Origin of the sequence: Bradyrhizobium sp. CCGUVB4N (assembly GCF_024199945.1) — a bacterium.
Lineage (GTDB): Bacteria > Pseudomonadota > Alphaproteobacteria > Rhizobiales > Xanthobacteraceae > Bradyrhizobium.
Map to the genome: position 1 here is coordinate 7,402,468 of NZ_JANADP010000001.1, position 26,509 is coordinate 7,428,976.

Sequence of the window (26,509 nt, forward strand, 5' to 3'; positions counted from 1 at the left end):
AGCAATATCCGTGCAATCAAACGCGCGTAGAACTACGTGCATCTAGCCGGCTAGACTGCACATGCGTTCACCATCATGTGTTCTGAAGAGCGAGATTGTCTTGAACGTTACATTCGTCTGCAACGACATCCGCTCTCCACGAGTGTCTCTACTTGATTTTGTTGAGAAGCTCATTCATCGTTTCGGTGGGCCATAAGAAACGTCTGCGTGTGACTTGAACTCAGGGGCTTCGGTTGTACAACTCCGATCCATCGTCCAGCGGTGACGGCAGCTCGGGCTTGCGTTCGACGACTCTGCGGTTGGCATGCCATCGGCAGCAGCGTTTCTCGCGCGGTGTCCTGCGACGCTCATCAGTCCAAGTCATGTGCCGTGCAGTCCAGGGCTTCGCGCTGAAGCCGGCTACGACGCACGTATCGGACATTGATGGGCATCATGACTCTCGCGAGACATTTGTGCGCCATGGTGGAAAGCGGCTTCGGGGCGCCGCACACGCGATTCCCGGGGCGAGGTAGGAATTTATGCCGTTGGCACGCGAAGCCGTCGAGCTGCTGGTTCAGGCGGCCAGGGCCTGGTATTTCGAAGGCAATCAACACGGGTTGCGCGATCGGGAATGGATGGCGCTGCGCTTTCTCGGCCGCGCCAACCGCTTCTCGCGCACACCGTCCGCGCTCGCCGGCTTCATCGGCGCGACCCGGGCGACCGCATCGCAGATCGTCAAGACGCTGGAGAGCAAATCCTTCCTGGTGCGAAAGCCGTCGCAGGAAGACAAGCGTTCTGTCGTGCTACACGTCACCGCGCAGGGTGAGAAGTGCCTGAGCCAGCACGACCCGATCAATCACGTCGTCAATGCCGTCAGGGCCCTCGAGACCGACGATCGTGTCCATCTGCGCGACTCGCTCCGCGAGGTTCTCAATCATCTCGACGCAGCCCATCAGCGGCTCGATGCCAGCGTCTGCCGCGATTGCATGTTCCTGGCCGAGCGTAGCCCCAGCACGGGCAAGGGACGCGCCACCGCCGAATTCATGTGCCGGCTGTATCGCGCGCCCGTCTCGCTCGAGGAGACGGAGCTGCTCTGCACCAGCTTCGAGCGCACCCGTGATCGCCCCAAGATCGAGGAGCATCTCGATCGCGCGCGCGTGGCAAGCCAGAGTTGACGCAGCCGCGCGCGGCGTTTGTCCAACACACGGTTCAGTTCGTAGGATGGGTAGAGCGAAGCGAAACCCATCGCTGTTCGTCCTCGCGGAGCCATGATGGGTTTCGCAAGTGCTCTACCCATCCTACTGCCCCTTCAACTGCAGACACACCTTCGCACCCTCGCGGCTTAATTCGCCCGAGCTTTGCCTGGTCTCGCCACCCTCTTGTCCAAGAGGGCGCAGGGAAGGCCGGGTGCTGACCTCGCACCCGCGGTCCGCTGCGCGAAAATGTAGCGCAGAGAAAACCGCACAGCAGCATACAGGTGGTGCCAATCACTCGGCCTTCCCTGCGCGATGGGTTGACGGCTTATGCCGTGCTCTCCCGGGAGCCGAATTCCTTCTGGCCTCCCTCGCCCCGCGAATTGGCGATGTGGTTGATCCGGTTGGACGCTCCACACCTCCGCGACAGGCTTGACCGTAGCGACGACGGCCAGGACCACACGGTTTTGCCGTACGCGCGTTCGCCTGTCGCCACAGGGTTTTCCTGCGCTGTCGACGTTGCAGGAAAAATGTTGGCGAGACGAACCTGACAGCGCCGCTCATCCACGCGCGGTTTCGGGCTCACAGGGACTACCCGCGCTGCCCGCACCTCTCGCGCCGACGCTGCCGCGTCCACCGCAAGCCCGGCTCGCAATCAGTGACGACGTACGATCGCCCCTCCAGGATGAGCCGGGATGGGCGACACATACGCCATTTCCGAATTTCGGTAAAGTGGAATATTTTCGCCGGCGCCGATTGACAGCCCTCGCAGGTGTTTTGCCCGTCGGGCGCCGGTGACCTAAGCGCGCCGTTACTGCGCGCCCGATCCGCCCTGCACGATCTTCTCGTTCAGCTTCTGGTCGACGGTGTCGACCGTACGGTCGATCTCGGCATTGGGCGCGCCGATCTGATGCGAGATCAGCTTCACCAGAAGATCGACGCGCTCGATGAAGGGCGCGCCGCCGGCCACCGCCCGCGCCGCCGACGACGGCTTGAGCAGGCTTTCGGCCGCCTTGGCGTATTTCGCAAACGGCACCTGGTCCTGCGGATCGGCACCGAGGCGGCGGGCGATGGCGTCGACATGGTCGTAGATCGTCTGCGAGCGCGCGAGGTCGCCATGCACGGCGTCGCGGATCGACTGCGGCTCGTTTGGCGTGATGCAGCGGTAGTTGCCGGTGAGCAGCATCGACCACTTGGCCAGCGGCACGAACAGCGACTCGAACACTTTCAGCTTCACCGGCACGTCATGGCCGTCGAGCGTCACTGCATCGATGTCGGCCTCGAGTTCGCGCAGCACCTTGTTGTGCTTGTCGTCGGCAAAGGCCGAGGCCTTGAAGTTCGTGGGCAGGCCGACATGCAGCACGTTGGCCGCTTCCTCCGGCGGACGGAAGGCCTGCGGATCGGGCGAACACAGCGTCACCAACCCCGGCTCGAAGCGTTCCCATACCTGCGCATTGGTGTAGGCCTCCTCGAGATCCATGTCGGCGAGCGCCGGAATGCGCTTGAGATAAGGCAGCGGCGGCATGTTCATGATCGACAGGCACGGAAGCTTCGCCGCGGCGATCTTGACCATCAGCATGCGGACCGTGTGGTTGGTGTATTGCGGCTCCTGCATCGCCAGGCCGACAAGGTCGTAGCGGGAGACGTCGACATTCTGCGGCGTCACCGCGTCGAGCTTGCCGGGCAGGTCGCGCGAGAAGATCGCGCGGTGCACCGCCTCGTCGCGCAGCTTGATGCGCACCTCGGTACCGTCGCGGTTGATCAGTTCCGCAGTCTTGGCACGGCAGACCAGGGTCACGTTGTGCCCGGCCATCAAGAGCTTGGTACCCAGCAGGGAGCCGTAGGAAGCACCCAGAATCAGAACGTTACGCGCCATGTTCGTCCCCTCGATATCTTGTGTGATTTTTTGAGCCCCGGCCGTTGCCCGCGGGTGCGTTGCAGCATCTAAGGCAAACTGGCCGGGAATGGCAACTGGGATAATGCATACAAGGATGCGCCGGATATTCCGCCTCGTGGACGGAACCACCAACTTGGTTGTCGACGCGATTGCGATTTTACCGAATTCCGGCGTCATCGCGGACCTCGCCCGCGGAACGGCCCGCAGTTCTACGGCTTTCGAATCCCAGTTGAAAATCCACCGTGGGCAACACGGCGCGATTCGCCGTGTTTCGCTCGACGCATCCCGATCCGATTGATAAGCCCCTGTCCGCGAATGGAAGGGCCTGAGTCGGGATGACGGTTGCGATCGAGATGGGGTTGACCACGGCGGGCGCCGCGGCGGCCATGGACCTCGAGGAACTCTTGGCGACCCGCCTCCTGGTGCAGGGCAATTCCGGCTCCGGCAAGTCGCATCTGTTGCGGCGCCTGCTCGAGCAGAGCGCGCCATGGGTGCAGCAGACGATCATCGATCCCGAAGGCGATTTCGTCACGTTGGCCGAGCGCTTCGGCCACCTGGTGATCGAGGCCGAGGATCACACCGAGCGCGGCCTTCAGGTTGCCGGTGAACGCGCCCGGCTGCATCGGGTCTCGACCGTGCTCAATCTCGAAGGGCTGGACGCCGAGAACCAGATGCGGCGCGCGGCCGCGTTCCTCGGCGGCTTGTTCGACGTGGAGCGCGACCATTGGTACCCGATGCTGGTGGTGGTCGACGAGGCGCAGCTGTTTGCACCGGCGGTCGCCGGCGAGGTGTCGGACGAGGCGCGAAAACTCTCGCTCAGCGCCATGACCAATCTGATGTGCCGCGGCCGCAAGCGCGGGCTCGCCGGCATCATCGCGACGCAACGTTTGGCAAAGCTCGCCAAGAACGTCGCGGCCGAAGCCTCGAACTTCCTGATGGGCCGCACCTTCCTCGACATCGACATGGCGCGCGCGGCCGATCTGCTCGGCATGGAGCGGCGGCAGGCGGAAGCCTTTCGCGATCTCGAGCGCGGGCAGTTCATGGCGCTCGGACCTGCGCTGTCGCGGCGTCCGTTGCGGCTGAACATCGGCCCGACCGACACCTCCCCACGCAATTCGACGCCGCGGCTGATGCCGCTGCCCGAAGCGACGCTGGAGGATGCCCGCGCCGTGATCCTGGCCGCACCGCCGCCGGATGCCAGCCGGCCGCAGCGCCGGCCTGCACCTGACCTGCTCGAGCAGCTCCGTGCCGCCAAGGCCGCGGCGCCCGAGGTCAGCCCCGACGTGGTCGAGGAACCGGTCAGCGCCGAAGAGCTCGCGGAACGGCGCGAGCGCGTGGATCGGACGCTGCGCGCCGTGCTGGCCGCGCCCGATGCCGGCTTCCGCGCCATCGGCGTGCTCTATCAGGAATTCGTGGTCCGCTGCCGCATCGAAGGCCTCGGCGCGTCGGTGCCTGACCTGACCGAATTCCGCCGCATGCTGACGCATGCACGCGCAGGCCTGGGCACTGAGATCGCCGATGACGACGCCTGGCAGGAGGTGACGTTGCGCGCCTCGATCCTGCCTGACGACATGCAGGGCGTGTTCATGATGATCGCGCGCGCCGCCAAGGAAGGCTGGCCCTGCCCCGGCGACGCCGCGATCGCACGCGCTTACGGCTCACATTCGCTGCGCCGGGCCCAGCGCCTGCTCGGCTATATGGAGGAGCAGGGCCTGATCGTCGTCCAACTCGACGGCGGCGGACGCAGGTTCGTGACGCTGGTCGAGCTCGCGTGGGCGACGGCGCCGGGTGATCCGAATGGCGACGATCAGCCGGCCGAGCAGATGCCGAGCGCTGCGTCGGCTTGATTGCTACCGCGAAGAAGGTGCGCTCCCTCTCCCGCTTGCGGGAGGGAGCGGAGAGGGTGTCTCCGCAACGGGACAATCCCCAGGGGAGAGAACCCTCACCCGCAAGCGGGAGAGGTTTTCGGACCCGCTGCGCTAGAACGCCCCGGCCACCGTCACGCGAAATGTCAGCGGCTCGACCGGGTGCAGCACGTAGTCCATCACGCCGTTCTGGCAGACCGCGGCCGGCGCGACGCCGCCGGTACAGAGATTATAGAGCGTGTCGGTCTTGAGCAGCGAACCATAGGCGTAGGTGATCTGGTTTGCCTGCGTGTTGAAGAGATTGAGCACGTCGAGCTGGATGCGCCAGCCGTTGTCGGCGCGATAACCCACGCGACCGTTGAAGATGCCGGTCGCTGACGAGCGGAAAGCATTGTCCTCCGTCAATGGACTCGCCGCCAGATAGCGCCAGCGCACACCCCCGAACCAGCCGGTCTTCTCGCCGAGCGTGATGCCGGCGGAGGCCACCATCGGCGGCGCATTCGGAATGTAATTTCCGGGCGCGTTGCCAATCTGCGCCTCGGGATCGCCGGCGAGCGAGGCGTAGACGTCCGCCTGATCGAAATCATAGCCGCGGAAGCGCGCATGCGTCATGGCGAGATCGGCATCGATGTCGATCCAGGAGCGCGGGCGATAGTGGTTGGTCCACTCAAAACCGTAGCGGCGGCTGGCGCGGGTCGCCTCGGTGTCGCCGGCGTCGCCCGAGAACAGGATCTCGGAATCCTGGTCGAGGATGAAGACGCTGAACGAGGAATCGAGGCCGGGAATGATCCTGGTGCGGACGCCAACCTCGGCGCCGCGGGTGCGCACCAAAAGCGGCGATGGCGAGAGTCTTGTGGTGGGATCGCTCGGATCTTCCGTCGTGGTCGCGCCGCGCGCGTCGTTGGAGTGCATGCCGTAGCCGGCGCCGAGGAAGAATTCGGTCTGATTGAAAGGACCCAACACCATCCTGAATTTCGGGCTGCCGAGCGAGGCATCGACATGACCGGAATTGCTGGAGTTGAACAGCGAGGTGACGTCAGCGCTGTAGTAATCGCCGCGCCAGCCGACCGTCGTCCGGAGCCAGTCGGTCCAGCGCACGGTGTTCTCGGCGTAGATGCCGACGCTGCCCTCGCCGACCTTGTCGCTGCGCACGCTCGACAGGAAGCTTCGCTGGAACGTGTTGGAGAGCGCGAGATCGATCGAATCGTAGCGCGATTGCAAGCCGAAGGTGGTTTGCATCGGCAGCCCAGCGAACGAGCCGTTCAGCGTGCGCGAAATATTCGCGCCGGCCATCAGGCGGTCGTCGTGCTGGTGAAACTGGTCACCGAACACGGGATCGGTCAGGAAGTAGGTGAAATTGTTGAAGAGGTCGAGCTGGCTCTTCACGACATAGGCATTGGCCTTCCAGGAGCCTGTATCGTCGCTCTGCGCGACGCGGCCTGACAGCGCAAAGCGGTTGGTGTTGCCGCCGTCGCTTGGGTCCTCCGCGCCGAAGCGGTCGAGGAAACCGCTGGTGATCGCGCGCTGCGGCACCTGGTCTGTGGAATTCCATTTGTTGGCATAGGCCATGCCGGTGACGGAGACGCCGTCGGTCGACGTGCCCTGGCTGTAGCGGACGAGGCCGTTGAGCTTCTTCACATCGTCCGGATTCATCCACGGGCCGTTATAGGTGCCAAGCTCGCCGGCCACGAGCAGCGAGCCGTCGCCGACCTTCGCCGAGTCCATGCCGAGCAGGCGGCGATAGCCAAAGCTGCCGACGGTCACCTGCGCAAGGCCCTGTTCGGTGCGGTCGATCAGGCCGATATGGATGCTGCCGACGGAGGCGAAATCGCCCTCGTCGGCGAAATATGGCCCTTTGCGCACGTCCATCGCGCCGATGGTCTCGGGGATCAGCCAATTCAGATCGGCATAACCCTGGCCATGCGCGTGGGTGCGCATGTTGACGGGGACGTCGTCGACATAAATCGCAAGATCGGTGCCATGATCGAGATTATAGCCGCGCAGAAAATACTGGTTGGCTTTGCCCTCGCCGGAATGCTGCGTGACGATCAGCCCCGGCACGGCCTCGAGGGCTTCGCCCGGCCGTGTGAAGATGCGTGCGTTGATCGCCTCTCCCGAGAAGGTCATCTCGCTCGCCATGCTCGGCGCACTTTTGGCGCCGGAGGCGACGCCAGCGTTCCCTCCTGCCGGAGCCGGCGCCGGCTGGGCGACCACAGAGCGCGTCGTTGCCACGGGCCTGACGGCGCGCCGCGCTGCGGACGGCTTCTTGTGATGCTGCGCCGCGCCGCCGCTGACCTCAACGGGCGGCAGCTCACGCGGAGTGGTGCTGCTCTGCGCGAAGGCCTTGCCGGGATCAGCGATCAGAACGAAAGCCGGAAGCGCAGCGAGAGCGACGCAGCGGCAGCCTGGCTCAGGCCGCCTCGGTCGCATCGGCCCCTCGGAGCACTTGCGTGCGCGGGCCATCCGCAAACATGCGGCGGTAGAGCACGACCGAGACAAGCCATGCGATCGCAAACAATGCGATCACTGCGAAGCCAACATTGGCGAGCGACTCGTTCAGAGTATCGACAAGCGCCCATACGCCACCGGACAGGCCAAGCCGGTCACTGATCAGGCCAAGCGCCTCGATGCCGCCGATGAACAGCGCGACCGCGACAGAGGCGCCGGTGATCGTGAGATTGTACCAGAGCTTGCGCATGGGATCGACGAAGGCCCAGCGATAGGCGCTCACCATCAGCGCGGAATCCGCGGTATCGACCAGCGCCATGCCTGACGCGAACAGCGCGGGGAAGACCAGGATATCGGCGAGCGAGGCACCGCGCGCGGCCTCGGTGGCGGAGATGCTGAGCAGCCCGATCTCGGTCGCGGTGTCGAAGCCGAGACCGAACAGGAGGCCGAGCGGAAACATGTGCCACGGTTTCGTCACCAGGCGAAACATCGGGCCGAGCAGCCGCGCGAGAAATCCGCGGTTGGCGAGCAGCGCCTCCAAGCCGGCGGCGTCGTGAACGCCCTGCTCGCGCGCGGCGCGGAACGTCCGCCAGAGGCCGGCGAAGATGACGAGATTGATGGCGGCGATCAGCAGCAGGAACAACGCCGACACGGAGGTGCCGATGAAGCCGCCGATCTCCCGGAGCAGGCTGTCGCCGCCGAGGCTGACCACGCCGAGCGCGAGCAGCATAGTCGCAACCACGACCACGGTAGAGTGGCCGAGCGCGAAATAGAGGCCGACGCTGCGCGGCGTATCACCCGCCTGCATCAGCTTGCGCACGACATTGTCGATGGCGGCGATGTGGTCGGCGTCGACGGCGTGGCGCAAGCCGAACACCCAGGCGAGCAACGCTGTCGCCATCACCGCCGGCCGGTCGCCGAACGCCGCGAAGGCCCAGGCCCATGCAGCGATGTTGGCGGCGATCAGCCCGCCGAACAGCAGCACCATTCCGGGCTCGACCGCCCGCACAGACCTCGTCACGAAACTCATTCTGCCGCGCGCCTCGTTGCGTCAACGATATGATGATTCCATAGAATGATCATACTGACCAGTGCAATCCCGGAAGGGAGGCACAGTTTTGCGGCAGTGCTCGCGGCCATCCTTCGAGACGCCCGCTGCGCGGGCTCCTCAGGATGAGGCCCTGGCCCGCGGCGAAATGTCAGCCCCTCATGGTGAGGAGCCCGCGCAAGCGGGCGTCTCGAACCATAAGGCCGAGATCCCGCTACGCCGCCTCGGACCCACCGAGATAGGCATCCCGCACGCGGGGATCGTCTTTCAGCGTGCGCGCAGAGCCTGACAGCACGATCTTGCCGGTCTGCAGCACATAGGCCTCGTGCGCGATCTCGAGCGCGAGGCTGGCGTTCTGCTCGACCATGAAGACCGAGACGCCCTCCTGGTTGATGGTGCGGATCAGCTCCAGCACGCGGTCGACATAGAGCGGAGACAGACCCATGGTCGGCTCGTCCATCACGATCATCCTGGGGCGGCTCATCAGCGCGCGCGCCATCGCGACCATCTGCTGCTCGCCGCCTGACAAGGAGCCTGCCCGCTGCGACAGCCGCTGGCCAAGCTTTGGAAACAGCGTCAGCACCTTGTCGAGATCCTGCGCCACCGCATCGCGATCGTTGCGCACGAAGGCGCCCATCAGGATGTTTTCGCGGACGCTCATGTCAGCGAACAGCCGCCGCGCCTCCGGCACCGAGGCGATGCCGCGGCGGACGATCTGCGGCGTGGTGAGCCCGATCAGCGAAGCGCCGTCGAACGTGACCTCGCCCGAGCGCGGCTTTACCAGGCCGAGGATGATCTTCATCGTCGTCGATTTGCCGCTGGCATTGCCGCCGAGCAGGCAGACGATATGACCTCGGCCGACCGTGATGGACAGGTCGAAATGCACCTGCGCCTGGCCGTAGAACGTGTTGACGTTGGTCAGCGCCAGCAGCGGTTCGGGTGCGCCCGTGGTCATGCCGCGCTCTCCTGCTCCGCCGCCCCGGACAGGCCGTGGCCGAGATAGGCCTCGATCACCTTGGGATCGTTGCGCACCTCTTCGCCCGGCCCTTCCGCGATCTTTTGGCCCTCGTCCATGACGATGACGCGATCCGAGAGCCGCATCACCATCTCCAGCTTGTGCTCGATCAGGAGGATGGTCAGCCCCTCCGCCTTCAGTTCGGCGACGAGCGCCTGCATCTCCGCGGTCTCGCTCGGATTCATGCCGGCGGTCGGCTCGTCGAGCAGCAGCAGGCGCGGCTTCAACGCGAGCGCGCGGGCGATCTCGACGCGGCGGCGGTTGGCGTAGGAGAGGCTGTAGGCGGGCTGATCGATCCGCGGCAGCAGCCGCTCGCCGAAGCGGGCGAGAATGGCCTTCACCTCCTCGCGCAGCTTCTCTTCCTCGGCCTTGACGCTTGAGGGGCGCAACAGCGCGAGCCCCAATTCAAGCAGCGGACCGATCACGGGCACTGCCGGCTTCACCGCGCGAAGCCGCGTGTGCGCGCCGATCAGCACGTTGTCCATGACGCTGAGATTGCCGAAGACGCGGCCGAGCTGGAACGTCCGCGCGATGCCGCGGCCAGCCAGCCGTTCCGGCGAAAGGCCCGTGATGTCCTGTCCCTCGAAACGAACCTCGCCCGCATCCGGCCGGTCGAGCCCGGTGACGAGATTGAACAGCGTGGTCTTGCCGGCACCGTTCGGGCCGATGATGCTGACCAGCCCACCCTTGGCGAGATCGAGATCCATACCGTCGACGGCCGTCAGGCCGCCGAAGCGGCGGGTCAGCCCGCGCAGGGACAACAGCGGTGCATTTGCCTCCGCCATCAGATCGTCCCCAGCAGGCCCTGCGGCCTGAATCGCACGAGCAACAGGAGAACGATACCGTAGATTAGGATGCGGTACTCCGCCGCGATCCGGAACACTTCCGGCAGGCCGACCAGCGCGACCGCACCAACGATGGCGCCGACGACATTGCCGAGGCCGCCGAGGATCACGACGGTCAGCGCGAGAATGGATTGCTGCGTGTTGAAGGTCTCGTGGTTGATATAGGAGTAGAGATGCGCGGCAATGCCGCCGCTGACGCCGGCTGCGAACCCGCCGAAGATGAAGGCGAGCGACTTGTAGCGGTTCAGGCTGAGGCCATAGGCACGCGCGGCGATGTCGTCGTCGCGGATGGCGCGGAAGCTGCGGCCGAGATGCGACGAGAGCAGGCGCGCCTGGAGCAGCGCCAGCACGACCATCACGGCAAAGCTGAACCAGTAGATCGACGTGGGGCTGATCAGGTCGTAGCCGAACAGCGACAGCGGCGGGATGCCGGCGATGCCGATCGGACCGCGGGTGACGCTTTCCCAGTTCAGGATCACCAGCGACACGATCTCGCCGATGGCCAGTGTCGCGATCGAGACGTAGTGGCCGCGCAGCCGGAACGACGGCGAGATCAGGATCGTGCCGAGCGCGGCGCTCATCAGGCCGCCGGCGATGATGGCGAGAGCGACAGGCACGTTCAAAGCCAGCGACAGCAGCGCGGACGTGTAGGCGCCGATCGCGAGCAGCGCGGCGTGCCCGAGCGAGACCTGGCCGATCGTGCCCGCGACGAGCGTCAGGCTGAGCGCGAGCATGCCGAGCAGCCAGGCATTGATCAGGGTCTGGAGCACGTAGAAGGACACCGGAAGCAGCGGCAGGATCGCGCACGCAGCGACCGCGAGAGCCAAGGCCCAGCGCGGAATGCGCACCGGCCGGCTCGGCGCGATGAAGGTGCCGGTGAGCGGCTCCGGCGGCGCCTGCCGGGCGCTGGCGAACAGGCCGTTCGGTCGCAGCACCAGCACCACGACCAGCAGCAGGAAGGCGAACAGGTTGCGATAGCTGGTGCCGAACACGGCGACGCCGTAGCTCTCGACGAGGCCCAGCAACAGGCTGCCGACCACGGCGCCGGGCACGTTGCCGGCACCGCCGACCACTTCGGCGACAACGCCCTTGAGCGTCGCCTGCAGGCTCATCGCGGTGTCGATCTGGTTGTAGTACATGCCGACCAGCAGGCCGGAGACGCCGCCAAGCGCAGCCGCAATGCCGAACACCGCCTGATTGACGCGGTTGACGTCGACGCCCATCTGCATCGCGGCGTCGCGGTCCTGCGAGGCCGCGCGCACCGCCCAGCCGAGCTTGCTGTAGCGCAGGAACACGAACAGCAAGAGCGCGCTGGAAATGCCGACACCGGCGATGAGCAGATCCAGCGGCCCGATCGTGCCGCCGCCGACCTGGAAACGCACGTCCGGCAACTGGCTCGGCAGCGCGCGCGGATTGGGCGAGAAGGTCAGCATCACCAGCTGGTCGAGCACGAAGCTGATGCCGATGGTCGCGAGCAGCGGTGCAATGCGCACCGAGTTCTGCAGCGGCCGCAGGCCGAACCGCTCGATGATTAGCCCGACCAGCGCCGCCACCACCGCAACGAAGATGATGGTGAGCGGCAACGGCGTGTGCAGCTGCACCACCGCGACCCAGCCGATATAGGCGCCGACGAGGTAGATCGACCCCTGTGCGAAGTTGATCAGCCGGCTGACGCCGAAGATCAGCGCGAGCCCGACCGCAACGAGGGCGTAGACATTGCCGACGATCAGCCCGTTGATGGTGTAGTCGAGCCAGGAAGACACGCGATAGTCCCAATCAGAGAAAAGCGGCCGGAGCCCCCGCTCCGGCCATCATGTCAGGTCGGCTTGCCGTCCCAAAGCGAGAACTGGCCCTTGCGCACGACGAGCTCGGCATTCATCGCGCCCTTGACCCGGCGGGTCGCGACGTCGAACGTCGCCGTGCCGAAGATGACGCTCGGGACGTCCTTGACCTTGGCGAAGGCATCGCGGATCGCCTTGCGATCGGGGCCACCGATCTTCACCACGGCGGCCGCCATGTTCATCGCGTCATAGGCGTAGGCGTTGAAGGCGTCGGGCTCGAGCCCGTTGTACTTCTTCTTGAAGCCGGCGATGAATTTCTGCACCTCGGGACGCGGATCCTCCGGGAAGTAGCGCGTGCCGACGTGAACGTCCTCGACGGCGTCGCCGCCGAGCTCGAGGAATTTCGGCGAGTAGACCGAGCTCGCGGCGCAGATCACCTGCTTCAGTCCGACCTGCCGCGCCTGGCGCGCGATCAGCGCGCCGTCGGAATAGTAGGAGATCAGGACCAGCCCGTCCGGATTGGCGTCGCGCACACGGACCAGCGTGGATCGGAAGTCGCGCTCCTCGGCGATATAGCCTTCGGTGATGGCGATCTCCGCTCCGTATTCCTTGGCGGCGTTGTTGAAGTAGTCGCGGCTGGTGCGTCCCCAATCGGTGTTGAGGTGCAGCACGGCAAGCTTCTTCAAGCCGAGCTTCTTCACGGCATAAGCTGCCAGCAGCGGCTGTTCGTCGGCCTGGCTCACCGAGGTGCTCCACATGAAGTCGCCGCCCTTGGTGAAGTCGGGGTGCGAATTGGTGAAGCCGAACTGCACGAGGCCGCCGCGCTGGTAGATCGGCGAGGCCGCCATCGAGGCGGGGCTGGAGAAATCGCCGAGCTCCAGCACGATCTTGGGATCGGAGACGAACTTCTGGGCGATCGCCACCGACTGGCGCGGATCGCTCTGGCTGTCCTCGAATTGATAGGCGAGCTTGCGACCATTGATGCCACCGCCGGCCAGGATCTCATCGAGCGCGAGGTCAAAACCCTGCTTCCATTGCGTGCCATATTGCGCGTTCGGCCCCGTGAGCGGACCGCTGACGCCGAGCAGGATCGGCTCGGCGCCGTCGGCAAAGGCTGCCCGCGAGAGTGACGTTCCCGCAATTGCGGCGGCGAGCGAGCCCTTCACCAGGGTTCGGCGATTGATGTTGCTCATGCACGGCTCCATCCAGTCAGGTGTTACAAACAAAGTAGCAATTCTTGTGCCGGTGAGATTGGCTATTTCGAGGGTTCACCGAGCGACAGCATCAGCCGGTTTGCCCAGTTGAAGAACGAGGCGCCGTTGATGACGTCGACGATCTCGGCATCGTCGAGGCCCGCACTGCGCAGCTCCTTGATATTGTCGGGGCCGAACGCGATCGGCGTCGCAGCCAGCGCCACCGAGGCCTTGACCACGGCGTTCCAGCGTTCGCCGAGATCGGCGTTGACGCCTTCGTCGAGCAGCTTCTGCACGTCCTCGCGGCGCTTGGAATAGGTGCTGGCGAAGCGCGCATGCACCGAGGCGCAATAGATGCAGCCGTTGTAGCGCGAGGTCGCCGCCGCCGCGAGCTCGCGCTCGGCGCGCGGCAGGCCGTCGGCGACGTTGTAGAAGATGTCCTTGTCGGTCTTGGTGCGGGCTTCCAGCACCTCGGGATCGCGCACCAGCAGACGGAAATATTCCGACTTGGCGCGGGCGCGATCGACGAGGCCATTGAAATGCCGCTCGGTCAGCTCGGCCTCGGGCAGCGGCTCGATCCAGGAGACCCAGCCGAGCTCATCCTGGGTGAAGACGACGGGCGGATTGACGGTGGCGCTCATGATGCGGCCTCCTCTTATGCGTTCGCTGCGGCGAGCGTGCGCAAGCCGCTGACGACCCGCACCTGGAACGACAGGAATGCGACAAGTTGAGAGAACGTGACGATGCCGGTGTTCGACCAGCCGGCGGCCAACAGCGCCTTCATGTCGGCGGATGCCGCATCGCGCGGCCGGAACACCAGCAAATGTGCATGCTCGAGGGCCGCGACGAGCCGGGCGCCGAGAACGGACTTGCTCGCCGTGCTGACGCGATAAATCAGGCCGGCCGTGTTCTCGACCGACAGCGGACCGGCAGGAAACGAGCCATACGGCCCCGAGGTCCTGCCGCGCGCAATCTCGGCGTCGATCGCTTCAAGCAGCGCCGCGCCACCCGCACTCGCCGCGAGCTTGTCGCGATAGAAGGTCGCGACGGGGGATTCGCCGTCGAGCCCGGTCACGAAGGCCGCGACCGCGGCGCGCTCGACAAGCGAGAAATCGCTCGCATCGATCGGCTCGAACAAGGAGAGATAGCTCTTTTGCGCGTTGTCACGCGCCTGCAGGCGTCGTGCGCGGATGGCATCCAGCGCCGATCCCGGCTTGATCCCGGCGAGCGTGTCGATGACGTCAGGCGTACTCATCATAAGGCCTCGTACAATCCAAAAAATCCCGGCTAGCCTGCCAGGGCGACTTCGGGCGCCGTCCGGATCCAGCCCAGCGCCGGCGCGACCTTGTCGGCCACGAGTTCGATCGAGCGCAGGACGTAGGGATGCGGCGCATCGACCGAGTGAACCTGGAACACCAGATCGGTCACCCGCTCCAGCGTCGCGTCCGTGCGCAGCGAGGCAATGACCTCGTCGGCGCCGCCGACATGGGTATCAAACGCCGTGATCATCTCCTCCAGCGTCTCGCCCGGAGGAAGGTGACCGCCTTTCATGAACTGCGGAAGCGCGCGGCGCAGGCCGATATCGGCGAGCCTCAAAGCCTCGCGATGATCGTCGGCAACGAACACGCTGCGCGACGCCATGATGCGCGGCTCGGCACCCGGCGGCAGCGCCGCAAGATAGGCATCGATGATCGGGTTCTGGATCTCGGCAAGCGTCGCCTTCGGTGCGTCCTTGGCCCGCGGCTGGGTGCGCGAGAGCAGCAGGCCGTCGCCGGCCTTGCCGGCGCGCGCGCCGCCCGCCACCGAGAATGTCGCCTGCCAGATGCGCTTGTCCAATTGCGGCCGCTGCGGATAGAGCGTATCGCCGCCGTCGAGCTGCTTGCCGGTCAGCGCCTTGCGGACCACCTCGAGATTGCGCGCGAAAATCTCGTTGCGCTGGGTGCCGTCGAGGCCAAAGGCGGCAAACGCGGACGGGTTGCCACCGGTGCCGACACCGAGCTCGAACCGGCCGTTGCAGAGCAGATCGAGCACCGCGGCGTCCTCCGCCACCCGCACCGCGCTCTCCAGCGGCAAGGTGACGATGCCGGTACCAAGGCGAATGCGCGAGGTCTGGGCCGCGACATAGCCGAGGAAGGTGAAGGGCGACGGCAGCCCGCCCTCGCGCTCGTGAAAATGGTGCTGCGCGATCCACGCGGAATCGAGACCGGCCTTCTCGGCCCGGACGATCTGCTCGGCGGCGAAGCGATATCGCTCCGCCGGCGGCGCCTCGTCGAGCAGCCGCGTGAAGAAGCCCAGGCGTTTCAGGTTTGCAAAGCGTTTCATACGACCCCTGTCGGGCGAGGATGGCCACGACCCCGATGATGTCGGTTGCCGCGGCCCGAGACAAGCGGGCAATGCGCAAGGCTGCCCGCCGGGATCGGCCCCCTAAGCTGGAGCCCGGCCAGGCAGATTGCCTACCAGCTCGGCAACACCGCGCCCTTAAACTTGGTGAGGATGAACTCCTTCACCTCCGCCGTGTGGTAGCTGTCGACCAGGATCTTGACCCAGGGCTTGTCCTTGTCGGCGGTGCGCACCGCGATCAGGTTGACATAGGGGCCCTTCGGGTCCTCGCGCAGGATCGGATCCTTGACCGGATCGAGGCCCGCCTGGGTTGCATAATTGGTATTGATCGCGGCTGCATCGACGTCGTCGAGCGCGCGCGGCGCCTGCGCCGCATCAACCTCGATGAATTTCAGCTTCTTGGGATTCTCGGTGACATCAAGCACGGTCGGCTTGAAACCTGTACCGTCCTTCAGCTTGATCACGCCCTTGTCGCGCAAGAGCAGCAGCACGCGGCCGCCATTGGTCGGATCGTTCGGAATCGAGATCTTGCCGCCGTCGGGGATGTCTGCCCAGCTCTTGTGCTTCTTTGAATAGACACCGATCGGGAAATTCACGGTGAGCGCAACCGACTCGATCTTGTAGCCGCGGTCGGCCTTCTGGTTGTCCAGATAAGGCTGGTTCTGGAACGAATTGGCCTGGATATCGCCGGCATCGAGCGCCGCGTTCGGCACCACATAGTCGGAGAACTCGATGAGCTGGATGTCGAGCCCCTGCTTGGCGGCAACCGGCTTCACCGCCTCGAAGATCTGCGCGTGCGGGCCCGGCGTCACGCCGATCTTGATGGTCTCGGCGCCGGCTGCAGCCGACCATACGGCGAGCACGGTTGCGAGGATCAGGGCGGGACGAAACGACATCTTGGTCTCCATGACTCGGCGGCAATGATTGGAACCGTATTCGCTTCTCCGCCAGGCGAAATCAATGAAATGGAAATCCATATTTGCCGCCTGCGGCGGGCAACGCTTCTCCATTTCGGCGGCAAAGGAGAAACGAACGGCCGCGTCGACAAGCGTGAGGTGTATCACGGCAAGCCCGCGCCGAGAACGCGAGAATGGCGGTCCGATAGCCAAGGAGATCCGCCATGAGCGCCCTCGCCGTCCCGAAATTCGCCGCGCTGAATCGGTTCGAAGGTTTTTGGCTCTACGCAGTCTGCCAGGGACTTCCGACCTATGCCGGCGTGGCGCTGACGGTGAAGCTGATGGGCGTTTCGGAGATCGTCGGCGAGCGCTATGGCGCGGCGATCTTCGTCGTGATCGCCTCCACCATCCACGGCTTCGTGACGCCCTGGCTCGGGCCGAAGTTCCCGCGCTTCTTCAAGCACACCAGTGAGCCGGTGTTCCTCAACGCCCATCTGAGCTTCGCCGAGAAGGTATCGAGCTGGCTGGGGCAACCGAAAACCGCGGTGCAGCTCCTCACCAACGTGCTGCTGCTGTCGGTGATGGCGGTCGGCGTGACCAGCATTCGGTAATCAGTGTGGCGCGGCGCGCCAGGTCGATGGCGACAGCATGATCAGAACGCAGATGACGGCATAGGCAGCGAGCGATACCGTCACCATGGCGGCAAGCCCGGTCATTCCCGCGCCGAAATACGCCACCGCGGTCCAGCCGCCGCCGGCCGCGATCAGGATGCGCGCGACCGCGGACAGCAGAGGACCCATCGCCCGGCCCGTGCCTTGCGCGGCGAACGACGTGACGAAGCCGAAGCCCAGCGCGGCATAGGCCGGCGCCACGATGCGCAAATAGGTCATGCCCTCGCTCACCACGTCCGCGTCGTGGCTGAAAAGATGCAGCCAGGCCGTCGGAAAGATCGCGACCAGCAGGCCGATCGAGCCGGTCATGATCAGGCCCGCGGCGCCACTGACCCAGCCGATCCTTTGCGCCCGCGCGGTCTGGCCCGCGCCCATGTTGACGCCGACCATGGTCAGCGTCGCCGTGCTGATGCCGAACAGCAGCGGGATCATGATGTAGTCGAGCCGCGAGGCGATACCGTATCCGGCGAGCGCGGACGTGCCGAACAGGCCGACCGCACCGGTGACGAGGATGACGGTGAGGTTGGTCAGCACGGCGTTGAACGCGGTGGGGATGCCGACCTTCAGCATGTCGCCGAAGATCCTTGCGCGCAGCGGCGTGATGTGCAGCCGTAGGCCTGATGCGCCCGAGGACATGTAGCGCAGCAGGAACAGCATGGCCGCGCCGTAATAGAGGCCGAAGGCAATGCCGGCGCCGCCAATGCCGAGACTTGGGACGGGTCCGAAGCCGAAGATCAGCAGCGGCGACACCGGGATCGTCACGATCGCGCCAATCAGCGTCACCAGCGCCGGTACCTTGACGTTACCCGAGCCGCGCAGCGCGGCCGCCTGAAGGTTGACGATCCAGACCGGAATTGCGCCTGCAAACAGATAGCTCGAATAGGTGATGGCGGCGTCGAGTGCGCTGTCGCGGCCGCCGAGCGCGCGGAACAGCGCCGGACCACCGAGGCGCACCCCCAACGTGAACAGCGCGCCCGCGATGATCGCCAGCACGATGGCGTGGAACAGCGCCGCATCCGCATCGTCGCGGCGGCCGGCGCCGACGGCACGCGCCACCGACGACGCGACGCCGGATCCGAACCCGCCATTCGACATCATGGTCATCAGCATGAAGATCGGAAACACTAGCGCAGCACCGGCCAGTGCATCGGTGCCGAGATAGCCGACATAATAGGCCTCCGCGATGTTGACCGCGGTTTGCGCCACCAGCACGGTCACGGTCGGCAACGCGAGCTTGAGCAGGGTCGGCAGGATCGGTGCCGTCAGAAGCGCGGCGCGCCGCTGATCGGCCGGGGTCGGCACGCTGCGAGGCGCGGCCGCGCTGCGCGCCGGGGGCTCGATCGCGGACAAGGGCGGTGCGGCGACGTCCTCGACTGACATTCCTGAAGTCCTGTTATTTTTCGCGGCTGCAGCCGGTGCGCGAGCCATTGCATTACGATCATAATGCTTTATTATGACCGTAATGCAATAGCAAATCGCTCACGATCCTGTGGCCGGTACCTCCCGGTCGGCTGGCAGGAGGGAGTTAGGCCCCATGCGCTACGACAAGGGACGCAAGGACGAAACCCGCAGGCACATCCTCGATGTGGCCTCCGCGCAGTTCCGCGAGAGCGGAATAGCCGCTGTCGGCCTCGCCGGCATCATGTCGGAGGCAGGCCTCACCAACGGCGCCTTCTACTCTCACTTTGCCTCCAAGGAGGAGCTGGTGCGGGAGGTGCTGACCGATGCACTCACCCGGCGCGAAGAGCGGCACAAGGCCAATCTGGAAAACGGCGTCGCGCTCGAAACCACGATCCGCAACTATCTCTCGACGCGGCATCGCGACCGCGCCGGCAGCGGCTGCCCGACCGCGGCGCTGGTCGCCGAAATCGCACGGCATCCAAAGGCGACGCGCGATGCCTTCACCGGCAAGGTCGCCGATATCATCGTGCTGATGGCGGAGCAGATCAGGCCAGGCTCCGCGAAGGAGCGCCGGCGCAAGGCGATCACGATCTATTCGACCATGGTCGGCGCACTTCAGTTGGCGCGCGCGGTCAACGACAAGGCTTTGTCTGACGAGATCCTGGAGAATGCGGTGGAAGCGGCGATTGCGATTGCCAACGACCGCTAAGGCGTTCGAATCCCCGATCGCCATCTGTGGCGGTTTGGCGGCGGCTGAAATGATTCTCTGGCCGCTGCAACACAGCGAAACTTGATGTGCCCTCGGCGGCCGGGTTAGCGTCTCCGCGCGGCCTTACAACTTCCCCAAGTTCGCTGAGTTCGCACTGGACCGTCGCCTGAACCTGCTGTCGGGCGACGGTCCGGATCTCTCACCGCCTAGTCGAGTCCCTCGACCGCCACCATATGGCGCTCGGACGTGCCGATGGTGTATTTGAGCGCCTCCGAATATTCGGGCGAATTGTAGCAATTCACCGCGGCGTCGAGGCTCGGGAAGCGCGCAACGATGCTGCGTTCGTAGTTGCCGCCCTCGAGGATCACCTGCTTGCCGCCGCGCGCGAGAAACACGCCGCCATGCTTCTCGATCGCCGGTCCGGCGAGAGCGGCGTACTTTCCGTAAGTTTCGGGATCGGTCACGTGAACGCGCGCGCACCAATAGGCAGACATGGCTCTTCCTTTTACGATTGGGAGGACGAAAGTGTGGGCGCACCGGCGCCGCTGTGACGGTCGAAACCGTTGATATGCTCTAGCACGGCGCAGACCGACGCGGTATCGCGCGCAGCAAAGCCGAGCGCCTCGCCGGCATGATAGAGCTGCTCGGCCGCCGCGTAGACCGGCAGTGTGCATCCGAGCTCGGCGGCAAAGCCCGAGATGATGGAGAGATCCTTCAGGTGGGTTCGAATGGTCGCGGTCGGATTGTCGTAATTCTCGTCCCGCATCAGCGGCCCGCGCATCTGGAACATGCGTGAGGTCCCTGCGCTGTCGGCGAGCGTATCGTAGACCAGGCCTGGGTCGATCCCGGCCTTCATGCCGAGCAGCATCGCCTCCGCCGCGGCAGCATTGTGGATCGTGACGAGGTGATTGGCGATGTACTTCATGATGCTGCCGGTGCCGAACCGGCCGAGATAGACCTGACGCCGCGACATCCCGGCGAAGGCCGGCCCGCAACGTTTGAACGCCTGCTCATCACCGCTGCCGAGGATCACGAGATCACCGGTTGCGGCCTGCGCACCGGTGCCGCTGACGGGGCAATCGAGCAGGATCTTGCCAGCGCGCTCCATCACGGCAAACGCCTCACGCTTGGCGGAGAGCGGCAGGGTCGAGCACTCGATCAGAATCTGTCCGGAGCCACGCGCACCCGCGACGCTCGCCGCGGCCTCCGCAAGCGCGGTGCTGCCAGGCAACGAGGCAAAGCTGATCGCGGCGGCCTCCGCCACGTCCTTCGGCGACGACAGCGCCTTGCCGCCCATATCGGAAAGGCGATCCCGTGCCGCCGGCACGGGATCGTAGCCAACCACGGCAAAGCCGGCCTTGATCAAGTTCCCCGCCATGGCGGAGCCCATGATTCCGATACCGAGCATGCCGATCGTTTCAGTCATGACGTCTCGTTTCTTCTTTTTAAATGATCTGGTCAGTTCTGCGCGGCCTTCTGGGCGTTGGCGAAGGGATAGACCAGGTCGCCGGACTTGTACTTCGGCGGGAAGATGATCACTTCCTTGCCGGCCTGGGTGAACTGCTGGATGTCATTGCCCTTGATGTTGCGGAACTGCACCGCGAACATCCGCGGCTCGACCCATTCGCCATCAGGACCGAAGGCGATGTCGCCGACCACGGTCTGGAAGGTGTTGCCATGGATGTAGCTGATCAGCTTCTGCTGATCGACGCCGCCGGTCTTGGTCACGGCTTCACCCAGAACCTGAAGCGCCGAGTAGACGAACGCCGGCACGTAGTAGCCGAGCGCGTCGACGCCGACCTCCGCCGCCTTGGCCTGGTACTTCTTCAGCATGTCCTCGATGCCGGGAAATTTGACGGTCGGCTCGGGGATGTACTGCTCGAAGGAGACGACGCCATTGAGGGCCTCGCCGAGCTGCTGCTTGATCGCAGCATACTGGGTGCCGACCATGGCGCCGCCGAACACCTTTGGCTCGAGATTGATCTCGTGCGCGGTGCGGATGATGCCGACCGTATCGGACGGATAGGATGCGACGAACACCAGGTCCGGCGACGTCGCCTGCAGCGCCTTCAGCACCGGTGTGAAATTCACCGTCGTTGGCGGATAGACCTTGTCGTAGACGACGGTCAAGCCCAGCCGCTTGGCTTGCATGCGGGCACCTTCCAGCGCGTTCTTGGAGAACTCCGCATCCGCGCCGACCAGCGCCACCGTGGTCGGCTTCGGGTTCATCGCGATCGCATTCTCGAAGAAGCCGCGGGTCAGCGAGTCCTTGCCGTTCGGCCCATAGGGCTGGATCTGGAAATAGCCGGGATATTTGAACTGCTCGTTGATGGCGAGCGCGAACATTCCCATGATCAGTCGCTTGTGCTGGATGATCGTCGGCATCGCCGGCGCGGTCTGGTTGGTGTTGTTCGACAGCAAGAGGTCGACCTTGTCGACGTCGAGCAGCTTGGAATAGATGCCGGGCACGAGACCGGGATTGCTCTGGTCATCATAGGGCACGAGCTCGACCTGGCGGCCGATCAGGCCGCCGGCCTTGTTGACCTCGTCGGCCCAGATCTGCGCGCCGAGCAGCGCTGCCTTGCCGTTGCCGGCGAGCGGCCCGGTCAACTGTATGCCGAAGCCGATCTTGATCGGATCCGCCGCACGCGCCGCATCGGTCGGCGCATAGAGCGCGGCAATCATTGTCGAGAGCGCCAGTGCGACGCCCCTCAAGCCAGTCAGCGGAAACATCCTCACGTCTTCCTCCCTGCTTTTGTTTTGAGTTCTACATGCCGAGGTAATGCTGTCGTATCAGATCGCTCTGCCGCATCTCTTCCGGGCTTTCGCCCCGGAAGGCGATCTCGCCGTGGACGATCACATAGCCCTTGTCCGCGATCCGCATCGCTTGCGTGAAGTTCTGCTCTGCCATCAGCACGGTCAGATGATAGCGCTCCTTGAGCTGCGCGATCATGTCGATGGTGCGGCTGACGAACAGCGGGGCCAAGCCCACCGACGGCTCGTCGACGATCAAAATGCTCGGCGCCGACATCAGCGCGCGCCCCAGCGCCAGCATCTGCTGCTCGCCGCCGCTCATCGTGCCGGCGAGCTGGGTGCGGCGCTCGGCCAGCCGCGGGAACGCCTCGTAGCAATAGGCCATGTTGTCCTTGAGCCGCGCCCGCGCCGTCGGACGATAGGCACCCAGCAGAAGATTCTCCTCGACCGTGAGGCGCGGAAACAGCCGACGGCCCTCCGGCACCAGCGCCACGCCGAGGTCGATGATCTCCTCGGTCTCCTTGCCGATGAGATCGTGGTCCTTGCCGTCGATGGTCGCGACGATACGTCCCGAGCTCGGCCGCACCACGCCCATGATGGTCTTGATCAGCGTGCTCTTGCCATTGCCGTTGGTGCCGAGCAGGGTCACCGTCTCACGCGGCGCGACGTTCATGGACACGTTGTGGAGGACGCGCACCGATCCGTAGCCGGCATTGATGCTGTCGATGCGAAGGCTACTGGCCAAGGTACGCCCCTATCACCCGCTCGTCGGCGATGACGTCCTTCGGCGCGCCGTCCGCGATCTTCTCACCGGCCACCAGCACCACCAAACGCTCCGAGAACGCCATCACCGCACGCATGATGTGCTCGATGAAGATCACGGCGACGCCGCGCTTGTTGAGCGCAAGCAGCAGCGCCAGGATCTCGTCGACCTCCGAATGCGACAGGCCCGCCAGGGCCTCGTCCGACACCAGCAGTGTCGGGTCCGTGGCCATGGCACGCGCGAGCTCGAGCTTGCGCATCTCGACCTGGGTCAGATCGCCCGGCAACCGATGCAGCTTGCCGCCGAGGCCGAATTCGCCGAGCAGTTCGGTGCTGCGCGCGCGGATCTGCTGTTCGGTCAGATGCGTGCCGCCTCGCGCATTCACCGCATAGACCAGCGGGATGCGGAGATTGTCGAGCAGCGACAGGCTGTGAAACGGCCGCGGCAGCTGGAAGCTGCGGCCGAGCCCGAGGCGTGCGCGCTGATAGGACGAGAGATTGTCGATCGCCTTGCCCGCGAACGATATCGAGCCGCCATCGGTTTTCAGGGCGCCGCACAGGCAGTTGGTCAGCGTGCTCTTGCCGGAGCCGTTGGGGCCGATCAGGCCGAGCCGCTCGCCGGGCCGGACCGCAAGGTCGACATTGTTCAGCGCGACGAAGCCGCCGAACCGCTTGGTGACGCCGCGGGCGTCGAGGATCGGTTCGTTGGTTGTCGCAGCGCTCGCCTCGATCGTCATTGGCTGCTCCGCTTCTCTGTCATGAGCATCGCGGCGAGCGGATTGGTCTCGGGATCGACCTTCTTGCCGCCGAGCGATCGGATCAGTCCCAGGATCCCGTTCGGCGCGGCGATCACGAAGATCACCAGCAGCACGCCGACGACGAGCAAATTGACCGACGACGAAATCAAGACCGTCATGGCCTGTTGCATGGTGCCGAGCAGCACCGCGCCGATCACCGGCCCGAGCCAACTCGTGGTGCCTCCGACCAGCGGCATCGCGACGCTGTTGACGGTATAGGCGAGGCTGAACGACGAGGTCGGCTCGACATAGGTCAGATAGAACGGCAGCGGCGCGCCGGCCATGCCCATCAAGGCGCCGCTGATGGCGGCGGCGACCAGCTTGAGCCGCAGCACCGGAACGCCGGAGGCAGCGGCCGCGGTCTCGTCGTCGCGAATGGCGGCGAGGCCGAAGCCGAAGGTCGAGCGTTCAATGACCCGCGCGATGACGACGGCAGCGACGGCCAGCACCGTCATCAGGAAGAAGAGATAGGCAACATAGCTGCCGAACACCGGAACATCGGTCGGCCGCATGATGTAGATGCCGCGCGAGCCGCCGACATAGTCCCAGTTGGTGATGAAGGTCTGGACGACGACGGAGAGCGCGAGCGTTGCGATGGTGAAATAGACGCCGCGCAGGCGGATCGTCAGATACCCCATGGCAAGGCCGACGGCGCCGCAGAGCACGCCGGCAATGGGGATGAGCACCGGGATCGGCAGATCGAGCCATTTGTTCAGGGCGGCCGCGCTGTAGAGCCCGATGGCGAGAAACGCCGTCGTGCCGAAATTGACGTAGCCGACATAGCCGCCCAGGATATTCCAGGCCGTCGCCAACACGACGTATTGAAGAACGAAGTACGCCGCGAACACATAGTACTCGTTGGTCACGAACAGGCTGGTCACGACCAGCGCGACGCCGACCAGGCAGGCGAGCAGGATGAAGCGCCCGTTTGACATCAGGCTCTCCCGAACAGGCCGGCGGGCCTGACCACCAGCGCAATCAGCAGGAAGCCGAAGGCGATCGCGGGCGACCATGACGGACCATAGAAGGTCGCGGTGATGCTCTCCGCGACGCCGACGATCACCGCCGCGATGAACGTGCCCGGCAGCGAGCCGATGCCCCCGAGAACGCAGATCGCAAAAATCCGGCCGATATAGTCGCGCCCCATCGACGGCTCGACCGGCTGAAGAATGATGAGGAAGGCGCCGGCCATCGCGGCGGTTGCCGTGGAGAGACCAAACGCGATGCGCTTGATGCGAACAGGCGCGGCGCCCATCAGCTGCAGCGCAAACTTGTCCTGCGCGACTGCCATGATGGCCCGCCCGGTGAAGGTGCGCCCGAAGAAGATCTGCAGACCGATCAGCAGCAATACGGAGGCCAGGAACGGAATCAGCATCCGGACCGGCAGCGAGACCGGCCCGATATTGTAGGACGGCCCGATATAGGCCGCTTCGACCAGGCGATAATCGACACCGAAGATCAGCTGAAGGCCGACCTCGGTGATGAAGAGCAGGCCGAAGAAGAATGCAAGGCCACGGATCAGCTGCGTGCCGCGCCGTTCGAAGGCGAATTCGTAAGCCGTGTAGAGCAGCGTCCCGAGAAAGTAGAACGGAACGGTCGCGAGCACGCCAACCAGGATCGGATCCCAGCCGAACTGGGAGTTCAAGACATAGGCGATGAACGAGCCGAGCAGAATGAGCGCCGGATGAGCGATATTGCTGATGCCGAGCATGCCGAACGCGATCGAGATGCCGACCGCCATGGCGGCGTAGAAGCCGCCGACGAGAACGCCGGACACGATGGAATCGAGCAACAACCCTGCGTATTGTCCCATCCGCTGCCGGCCTCCTCCTGTTGACGTACCCAACCGAAATTATTGTTCTGGTTGTTCTGCGGGGTCTCTCGGAGGCGGGAGCTGGCCGCCTCCGTCGATAAAGTCAGGGCATCAGCAGCGACGACCCCTGGGTCGATCCAGCCTCGAGATCACGATGGGCCGCGGCCGCCTCCTCCAGCGCATAGCGATGCCCGATCATCGGCTTGATGACGCCCTTGCCGACCAGGTCGAACACGGCCGCCGCCGACGCGACGAGATCCTCGCGCGCGGCGATGTAAGTCGCAAGCGTCGGCCGCGTATAATAGAGAGATCCGTTCTTCTGGAGCAATGCCGCCTCGAGCGGCGGCGGTGCGCCGGTGGTCGCCCCGAAGGTGACGAAGAAGCCGCGCGGGGCGAGCGAGGCGAGCGTCGCCTCAAAACTGTCCTTGCCGACGGAATCATAGGCAATCGCAACACCCTTGCCGCCGGTCAGCGCCTTTACCCGCTCGGGGATGCCCTCGCTCTTGCGGTCGATCACGGCATCATAGCCATGCGCCAGCGCGAGCTCCGCCTTCTTCCCGCCGCTGGTGACGCCGATCATGCGGGCGCCGAGATGCTTGCCCCATTGGCCCGCGATCAGGCCGACGCCGCCGGACGCTGCGTAGAACAGCACCTGCTGCCCCGGCTTGACCGCAACGCAGCGGTTCAAAAGGTACTCCGCCGTCATGCCCTTCATCAGCACGGCCGCCGCGGCCTCGTCGCTCACGGCTTGCGGAATGGGAACGAGGCGTGCGGCCGGCATCAGCCGGTGGCTCGCATAAGCGCCCGGCGCCGAGCCGCCATAGGCAACCCGGTCGCCGACCTTGAACTCGGTCACGCCCTCGCCGACATCCTCGACCACGCCCGCGGCTTCGGCGCCGAGACCGGCGGGCAGATCCAGCGCGTAGGAGCCGTCGCGGAAATAGACGTCGATGAAATTGAGGCCGATCGCGGTCTGCCGCATCAGCACCTCACCCTTGCCGGGTGCGGCCAGCTCGACCGTCTCCAGCTTCAGGACATCGGGGCCGCCTTGCGCGGCCATGCGGATTGCCTTGGCTTTCGTACCCATACCCAAATTCCCGCG

The 26,509-nt window shown here is 65.1% G+C and carries 24 protein-coding genes; 4 read left to right on the forward strand and 20 right to left on the reverse strand.

All coding sequences use genetic code 11. The annotated features are described in order from the left end of the window. Positions 1-518: 518 nt before the first annotated feature. Positions 519-1,154 carry a MarR family winged helix-turn-helix transcriptional regulator gene (locus tag NLM31_RS34365; RefSeq protein ID WP_254133701.1) on the forward strand — a complete coding sequence of 212 codons (636 nt, stop codon included), beginning with the start codon at positions 519-521 and terminating at the stop codon, positions 1,152-1,154. A gap of 829 nt (positions 1,155-1,983) precedes the next feature. Here the strand turns inward: NLM31_RS34365 and NLM31_RS34370 are convergent. Then, a complete protein-coding gene (locus NLM31_RS34370; protein WP_254133702.1) occupies positions 1,984-3,048 on the reverse strand; it encodes a ketopantoate reductase family protein in 1,065 nt (354 codons plus the stop codon). A 356-nt stretch (positions 3,049-3,404) separates the two neighbouring features. Here NLM31_RS34370 and NLM31_RS34375 point away from each other — a divergent pair, with 356 nt between their 5' ends. Further along, complete coding sequence (locus tag NLM31_RS34375; RefSeq protein ID WP_254195137.1) at positions 3,405-4,916, forward strand: ATP-binding protein; 1,512 nt, start codon at positions 3,405-3,407, stop codon at positions 4,914-4,916. A 132-nt stretch (positions 4,917-5,048) separates the two neighbouring features. On the opposite strand, the gene NLM31_RS34380 is transcribed toward NLM31_RS34375, so the two are convergent. From NLM31_RS34380 to NLM31_RS34425, 10 genes are all read right to left on the reverse strand, one after another. Then, positions 5,049-7,364 (reverse strand): TonB-dependent receptor, encoded by a 2,316-nt coding sequence (locus NLM31_RS34380; protein ID WP_254195138.1) that lies wholly within the window; start codon positions 7,362-7,364, stop codon positions 5,049-5,051. After that, positions 7,345-8,412 (reverse strand): HoxN/HupN/NixA family nickel/cobalt transporter, encoded by a 1,068-nt coding sequence (locus tag NLM31_RS34385; protein WP_254195139.1) that lies wholly within the window; start codon positions 8,410-8,412, stop codon positions 7,345-7,347. Before NLM31_RS34385 ends, NLM31_RS34380 begins: the two co-directional genes overlap by 20 nt. A gap of 232 nt (positions 8,413-8,644) precedes the next feature. Continuing rightward, the gene (locus NLM31_RS34390) at positions 8,645-9,385 is read right to left on the reverse strand and encodes an ABC transporter ATP-binding protein (RefSeq protein ID WP_254195140.1); all 741 of its coding nucleotides are present in this window, start codon (positions 9,383-9,385) and stop codon (positions 8,645-8,647) included. Continuing rightward, positions 9,382-10,230, reverse strand: a complete 849-nt coding sequence (locus tag NLM31_RS34395; RefSeq protein WP_254195141.1) for an ABC transporter ATP-binding protein — start codon at positions 10,228-10,230, stop codon at positions 9,382-9,384. Before NLM31_RS34395 ends, NLM31_RS34390 begins: the two co-directional genes overlap by 4 nt. Further along, entirely contained in the window at positions 10,230-12,053 is a 1,824-nt protein-coding gene (locus NLM31_RS34400; RefSeq protein ID WP_254195142.1) for an ABC transporter permease, read from the reverse strand. Before NLM31_RS34400 ends, NLM31_RS34395 begins: the two co-directional genes overlap by 1 nt. Positions 12,054-12,106: 53 nt before the next feature. After that, the gene (locus NLM31_RS34405) at positions 12,107-13,264 is read right to left on the reverse strand and encodes an ABC transporter substrate-binding protein (RefSeq protein WP_254195143.1); all 1,158 of its coding nucleotides are present in this window, start codon (positions 13,262-13,264) and stop codon (positions 12,107-12,109) included. A 62-nt stretch (positions 13,265-13,326) separates the two neighbouring features. Next, a complete protein-coding gene (locus NLM31_RS34410) occupies positions 13,327-13,905 on the reverse strand; it encodes an alkylhydroperoxidase domain protein (RefSeq protein ID WP_254133711.1) in 579 nt (192 codons plus the stop codon). Between the two features lie 14 nt (positions 13,906-13,919). Beyond that, complete coding sequence (locus NLM31_RS34415; protein ID WP_254195144.1) at positions 13,920-14,519, reverse strand: CMD domain protein; 600 nt, start codon at positions 14,517-14,519, stop codon at positions 13,920-13,922. A gap of 32 nt (positions 14,520-14,551) precedes the next feature. Next, positions 14,552-15,586, reverse strand: coding sequence for a putative FMN-dependent luciferase-like monooxygenase (locus NLM31_RS34420; protein ID WP_254133712.1), 1,035 nt, complete (start codon positions 15,584-15,586; stop codon positions 14,552-14,554). A 131-nt stretch (positions 15,587-15,717) separates the two neighbouring features. Then, the gene (locus NLM31_RS34425; RefSeq protein WP_254196319.1) at positions 15,718-16,512 is read right to left on the reverse strand and encodes a MetQ/NlpA family ABC transporter substrate-binding protein; all 795 of its coding nucleotides are present in this window, start codon (positions 16,510-16,512) and stop codon (positions 15,718-15,720) included. Between the two features lie 212 nt (positions 16,513-16,724). On the opposite strand from NLM31_RS34425, the gene NLM31_RS34430 reads away from it, so the two are divergent. Then, the gene (locus NLM31_RS34430; RefSeq protein ID WP_254195145.1) at positions 16,725-17,111 is read left to right on the forward strand and encodes a hypothetical protein; all 387 of its coding nucleotides are present in this window, start codon (positions 16,725-16,727) and stop codon (positions 17,109-17,111) included. Here the strand turns inward: NLM31_RS34430 and NLM31_RS34435 are convergent, their stop codons facing one another. Beyond that, complete coding sequence (locus NLM31_RS34435) at positions 17,112-18,551, reverse strand: MATE family efflux transporter (protein ID WP_254195146.1); 1,440 nt, start codon at positions 18,549-18,551, stop codon at positions 17,112-17,114. Between the two features lie 154 nt (positions 18,552-18,705). Between NLM31_RS34435 and NLM31_RS34440 the strand changes: the two genes are divergently transcribed. Next, positions 18,706-19,281: a TetR family transcriptional regulator gene (locus NLM31_RS34440; RefSeq protein WP_254195147.1), complete on the forward strand. Its 576-nt coding sequence runs from the start codon at positions 18,706-18,708 to the stop codon at positions 19,279-19,281. Positions 19,282-19,487: 206 nt separating this feature from the next. On the opposite strand, the gene NLM31_RS34445 is transcribed toward NLM31_RS34440, so the two are convergent. The 8 genes from NLM31_RS34445 to NLM31_RS34480 form a co-directional block, all read right to left on the reverse strand. Beyond that, the gene (locus NLM31_RS34445) at positions 19,488-19,775 is read right to left on the reverse strand and encodes a DUF1330 domain-containing protein (RefSeq protein WP_254133716.1); all 288 of its coding nucleotides are present in this window, start codon (positions 19,773-19,775) and stop codon (positions 19,488-19,490) included. Between the two features lie 11 nt (positions 19,776-19,786). Further along, positions 19,787-20,707 (reverse strand): NAD(P)-dependent oxidoreductase, encoded by a 921-nt coding sequence (locus NLM31_RS34450; protein ID WP_254195148.1) that lies wholly within the window; start codon positions 20,705-20,707, stop codon positions 19,787-19,789. Between the two features lie 32 nt (positions 20,708-20,739). Next, positions 20,740-22,014: an amino acid ABC transporter substrate-binding protein gene (locus tag NLM31_RS34455; RefSeq protein ID WP_254195149.1), complete on the reverse strand. Its 1,275-nt coding sequence runs from the start codon at positions 22,012-22,014 to the stop codon at positions 20,740-20,742. A gap of 34 nt (positions 22,015-22,048) precedes the next feature. Continuing rightward, positions 22,049-22,780, reverse strand: a complete 732-nt coding sequence (locus NLM31_RS34460; protein ID WP_254133719.1) for an ABC transporter ATP-binding protein — start codon at positions 22,778-22,780, stop codon at positions 22,049-22,051. After that, positions 22,770-23,534, reverse strand: coding sequence for an ABC transporter ATP-binding protein (locus NLM31_RS34465; RefSeq protein WP_254195150.1), 765 nt, complete (start codon positions 23,532-23,534; stop codon positions 22,770-22,772). The genes NLM31_RS34460 and NLM31_RS34465 overlap by 11 nt, the downstream gene beginning before the upstream one ends. After that, on the reverse strand, positions 23,531-24,529 hold the full coding sequence (locus NLM31_RS34470) for a branched-chain amino acid ABC transporter permease (protein WP_254195151.1): 999 nt from the start codon (positions 24,527-24,529) through the stop codon (positions 23,531-23,533). Before NLM31_RS34470 ends, NLM31_RS34465 begins: the two co-directional genes overlap by 4 nt. Continuing rightward, entirely contained in the window at positions 24,529-25,407 is an 879-nt protein-coding gene (locus NLM31_RS34475; protein WP_254195152.1) for a branched-chain amino acid ABC transporter permease, read from the reverse strand. The genes NLM31_RS34470 and NLM31_RS34475 overlap by 1 nt, the downstream gene beginning before the upstream one ends. Positions 25,408-25,510: 103 nt before the next feature. Next, a complete protein-coding gene (locus tag NLM31_RS34480; protein WP_254195153.1) occupies positions 25,511-26,494 on the reverse strand; it encodes a quinone oxidoreductase in 984 nt (327 codons plus the stop codon). Between the last annotated feature and the right edge of the window lie 15 nt (positions 26,495-26,509).

Bases quoted from the DNA above. Each gene is read 5' to 3' on its own strand.
- NLM31_RS34365 (WP_254133701.1), top strand. From the start codon at position 519: ATGCCGTTGGCACGCGAAGCCGTCGAGCTGCTGGTTCAGGCGGCCAGG.
- NLM31_RS34370 (WP_254133702.1), bottom strand. From the start codon at position 3,048: ATGGCGCGTAACGTTCTGATTCTGGGTGCTTCCTACGGCTCCCTGCTG.
- NLM31_RS34375 (WP_254195137.1), top strand. From the start codon at position 3,405: ATGACGGTTGCGATCGAGATGGGGTTGACCACGGCGGGCGCCGCGGCG.
- NLM31_RS34380 (WP_254195138.1), bottom strand. From the start codon at position 7,364: ATGCGACCGAGGCGGCCTGAGCCAGGCTGCCGCTGCGTCGCTCTCGCT.
- NLM31_RS34385 (WP_254195139.1), bottom strand. From the start codon at position 8,412: ATGAGTTTCGTGACGAGGTCTGTGCGGGCGGTCGAGCCCGGAATGGTG.
- NLM31_RS34390 (WP_254195140.1), bottom strand. From the start codon at position 9,385: ATGACCACGGGCGCACCCGAACCGCTGCTGGCGCTGACCAACGTCAAC.
- NLM31_RS34395 (WP_254195141.1), bottom strand. From the start codon at position 10,230: ATGGCGGAGGCAAATGCACCGCTGTTGTCCCTGCGCGGGCTGACCCGC.
- NLM31_RS34405 (WP_254195143.1), bottom strand. From the start codon at position 13,264: ATGAGCAACATCAATCGCCGAACCCTGGTGAAGGGCTCGCTCGCCGCC.
- NLM31_RS34410 (WP_254133711.1), bottom strand. From the start codon at position 13,905: ATGAGCGCCACCGTCAATCCGCCCGTCGTCTTCACCCAGGATGAGCTC.
- NLM31_RS34415 (WP_254195144.1), bottom strand. From the start codon at position 14,519: ATGAGTACGCCTGACGTCATCGACACGCTCGCCGGGATCAAGCCGGGA.
- NLM31_RS34420 (WP_254133712.1), bottom strand. From the start codon at position 15,586: ATGAAACGCTTTGCAAACCTGAAACGCCTGGGCTTCTTCACGCGGCTG.
- NLM31_RS34425 (WP_254196319.1), bottom strand. From the start codon at position 16,512: ATGGAGACCAAGATGTCGTTTCGTCCCGCCCTGATCCTCGCAACCGTG.
- NLM31_RS34430 (WP_254195145.1), top strand. From the start codon at position 16,725: ATGAGCGCCCTCGCCGTCCCGAAATTCGCCGCGCTGAATCGGTTCGAA.
- NLM31_RS34435 (WP_254195146.1), bottom strand. From the start codon at position 18,551: ATGTCAGTCGAGGACGTCGCCGCACCGCCCTTGTCCGCGATCGAGCCC.
- NLM31_RS34440 (WP_254195147.1), top strand. From the start codon at position 18,706: ATGCGCTACGACAAGGGACGCAAGGACGAAACCCGCAGGCACATCCTC.
- NLM31_RS34445 (WP_254133716.1), bottom strand. From the start codon at position 19,775: ATGTCTGCCTATTGGTGCGCGCGCGTTCACGTGACCGATCCCGAAACT.
- NLM31_RS34450 (WP_254195148.1), bottom strand. From the start codon at position 20,707: ATGACTGAAACGATCGGCATGCTCGGTATCGGAATCATGGGCTCCGCC.
- NLM31_RS34455 (WP_254195149.1), bottom strand. From the start codon at position 22,014: ATGTTTCCGCTGACTGGCTTGAGGGGCGTCGCACTGGCGCTCTCGACA.
- NLM31_RS34465 (WP_254195150.1), bottom strand. From the start codon at position 23,534: ATGACGATCGAGGCGAGCGCTGCGACAACCAACGAACCGATCCTCGAC.
- NLM31_RS34470 (WP_254195151.1), bottom strand. From the start codon at position 24,529: ATGTCAAACGGGCGCTTCATCCTGCTCGCCTGCCTGGTCGGCGTCGCG.
- NLM31_RS34475 (WP_254195152.1), bottom strand. From the start codon at position 25,407: ATGGGACAATACGCAGGGTTGTTGCTCGATTCCATCGTGTCCGGCGTT.
- NLM31_RS34480 (WP_254195153.1), bottom strand. From the start codon at position 26,494: ATGGGTACGAAAGCCAAGGCAATCCGCATGGCCGCGCAAGGCGGCCCC.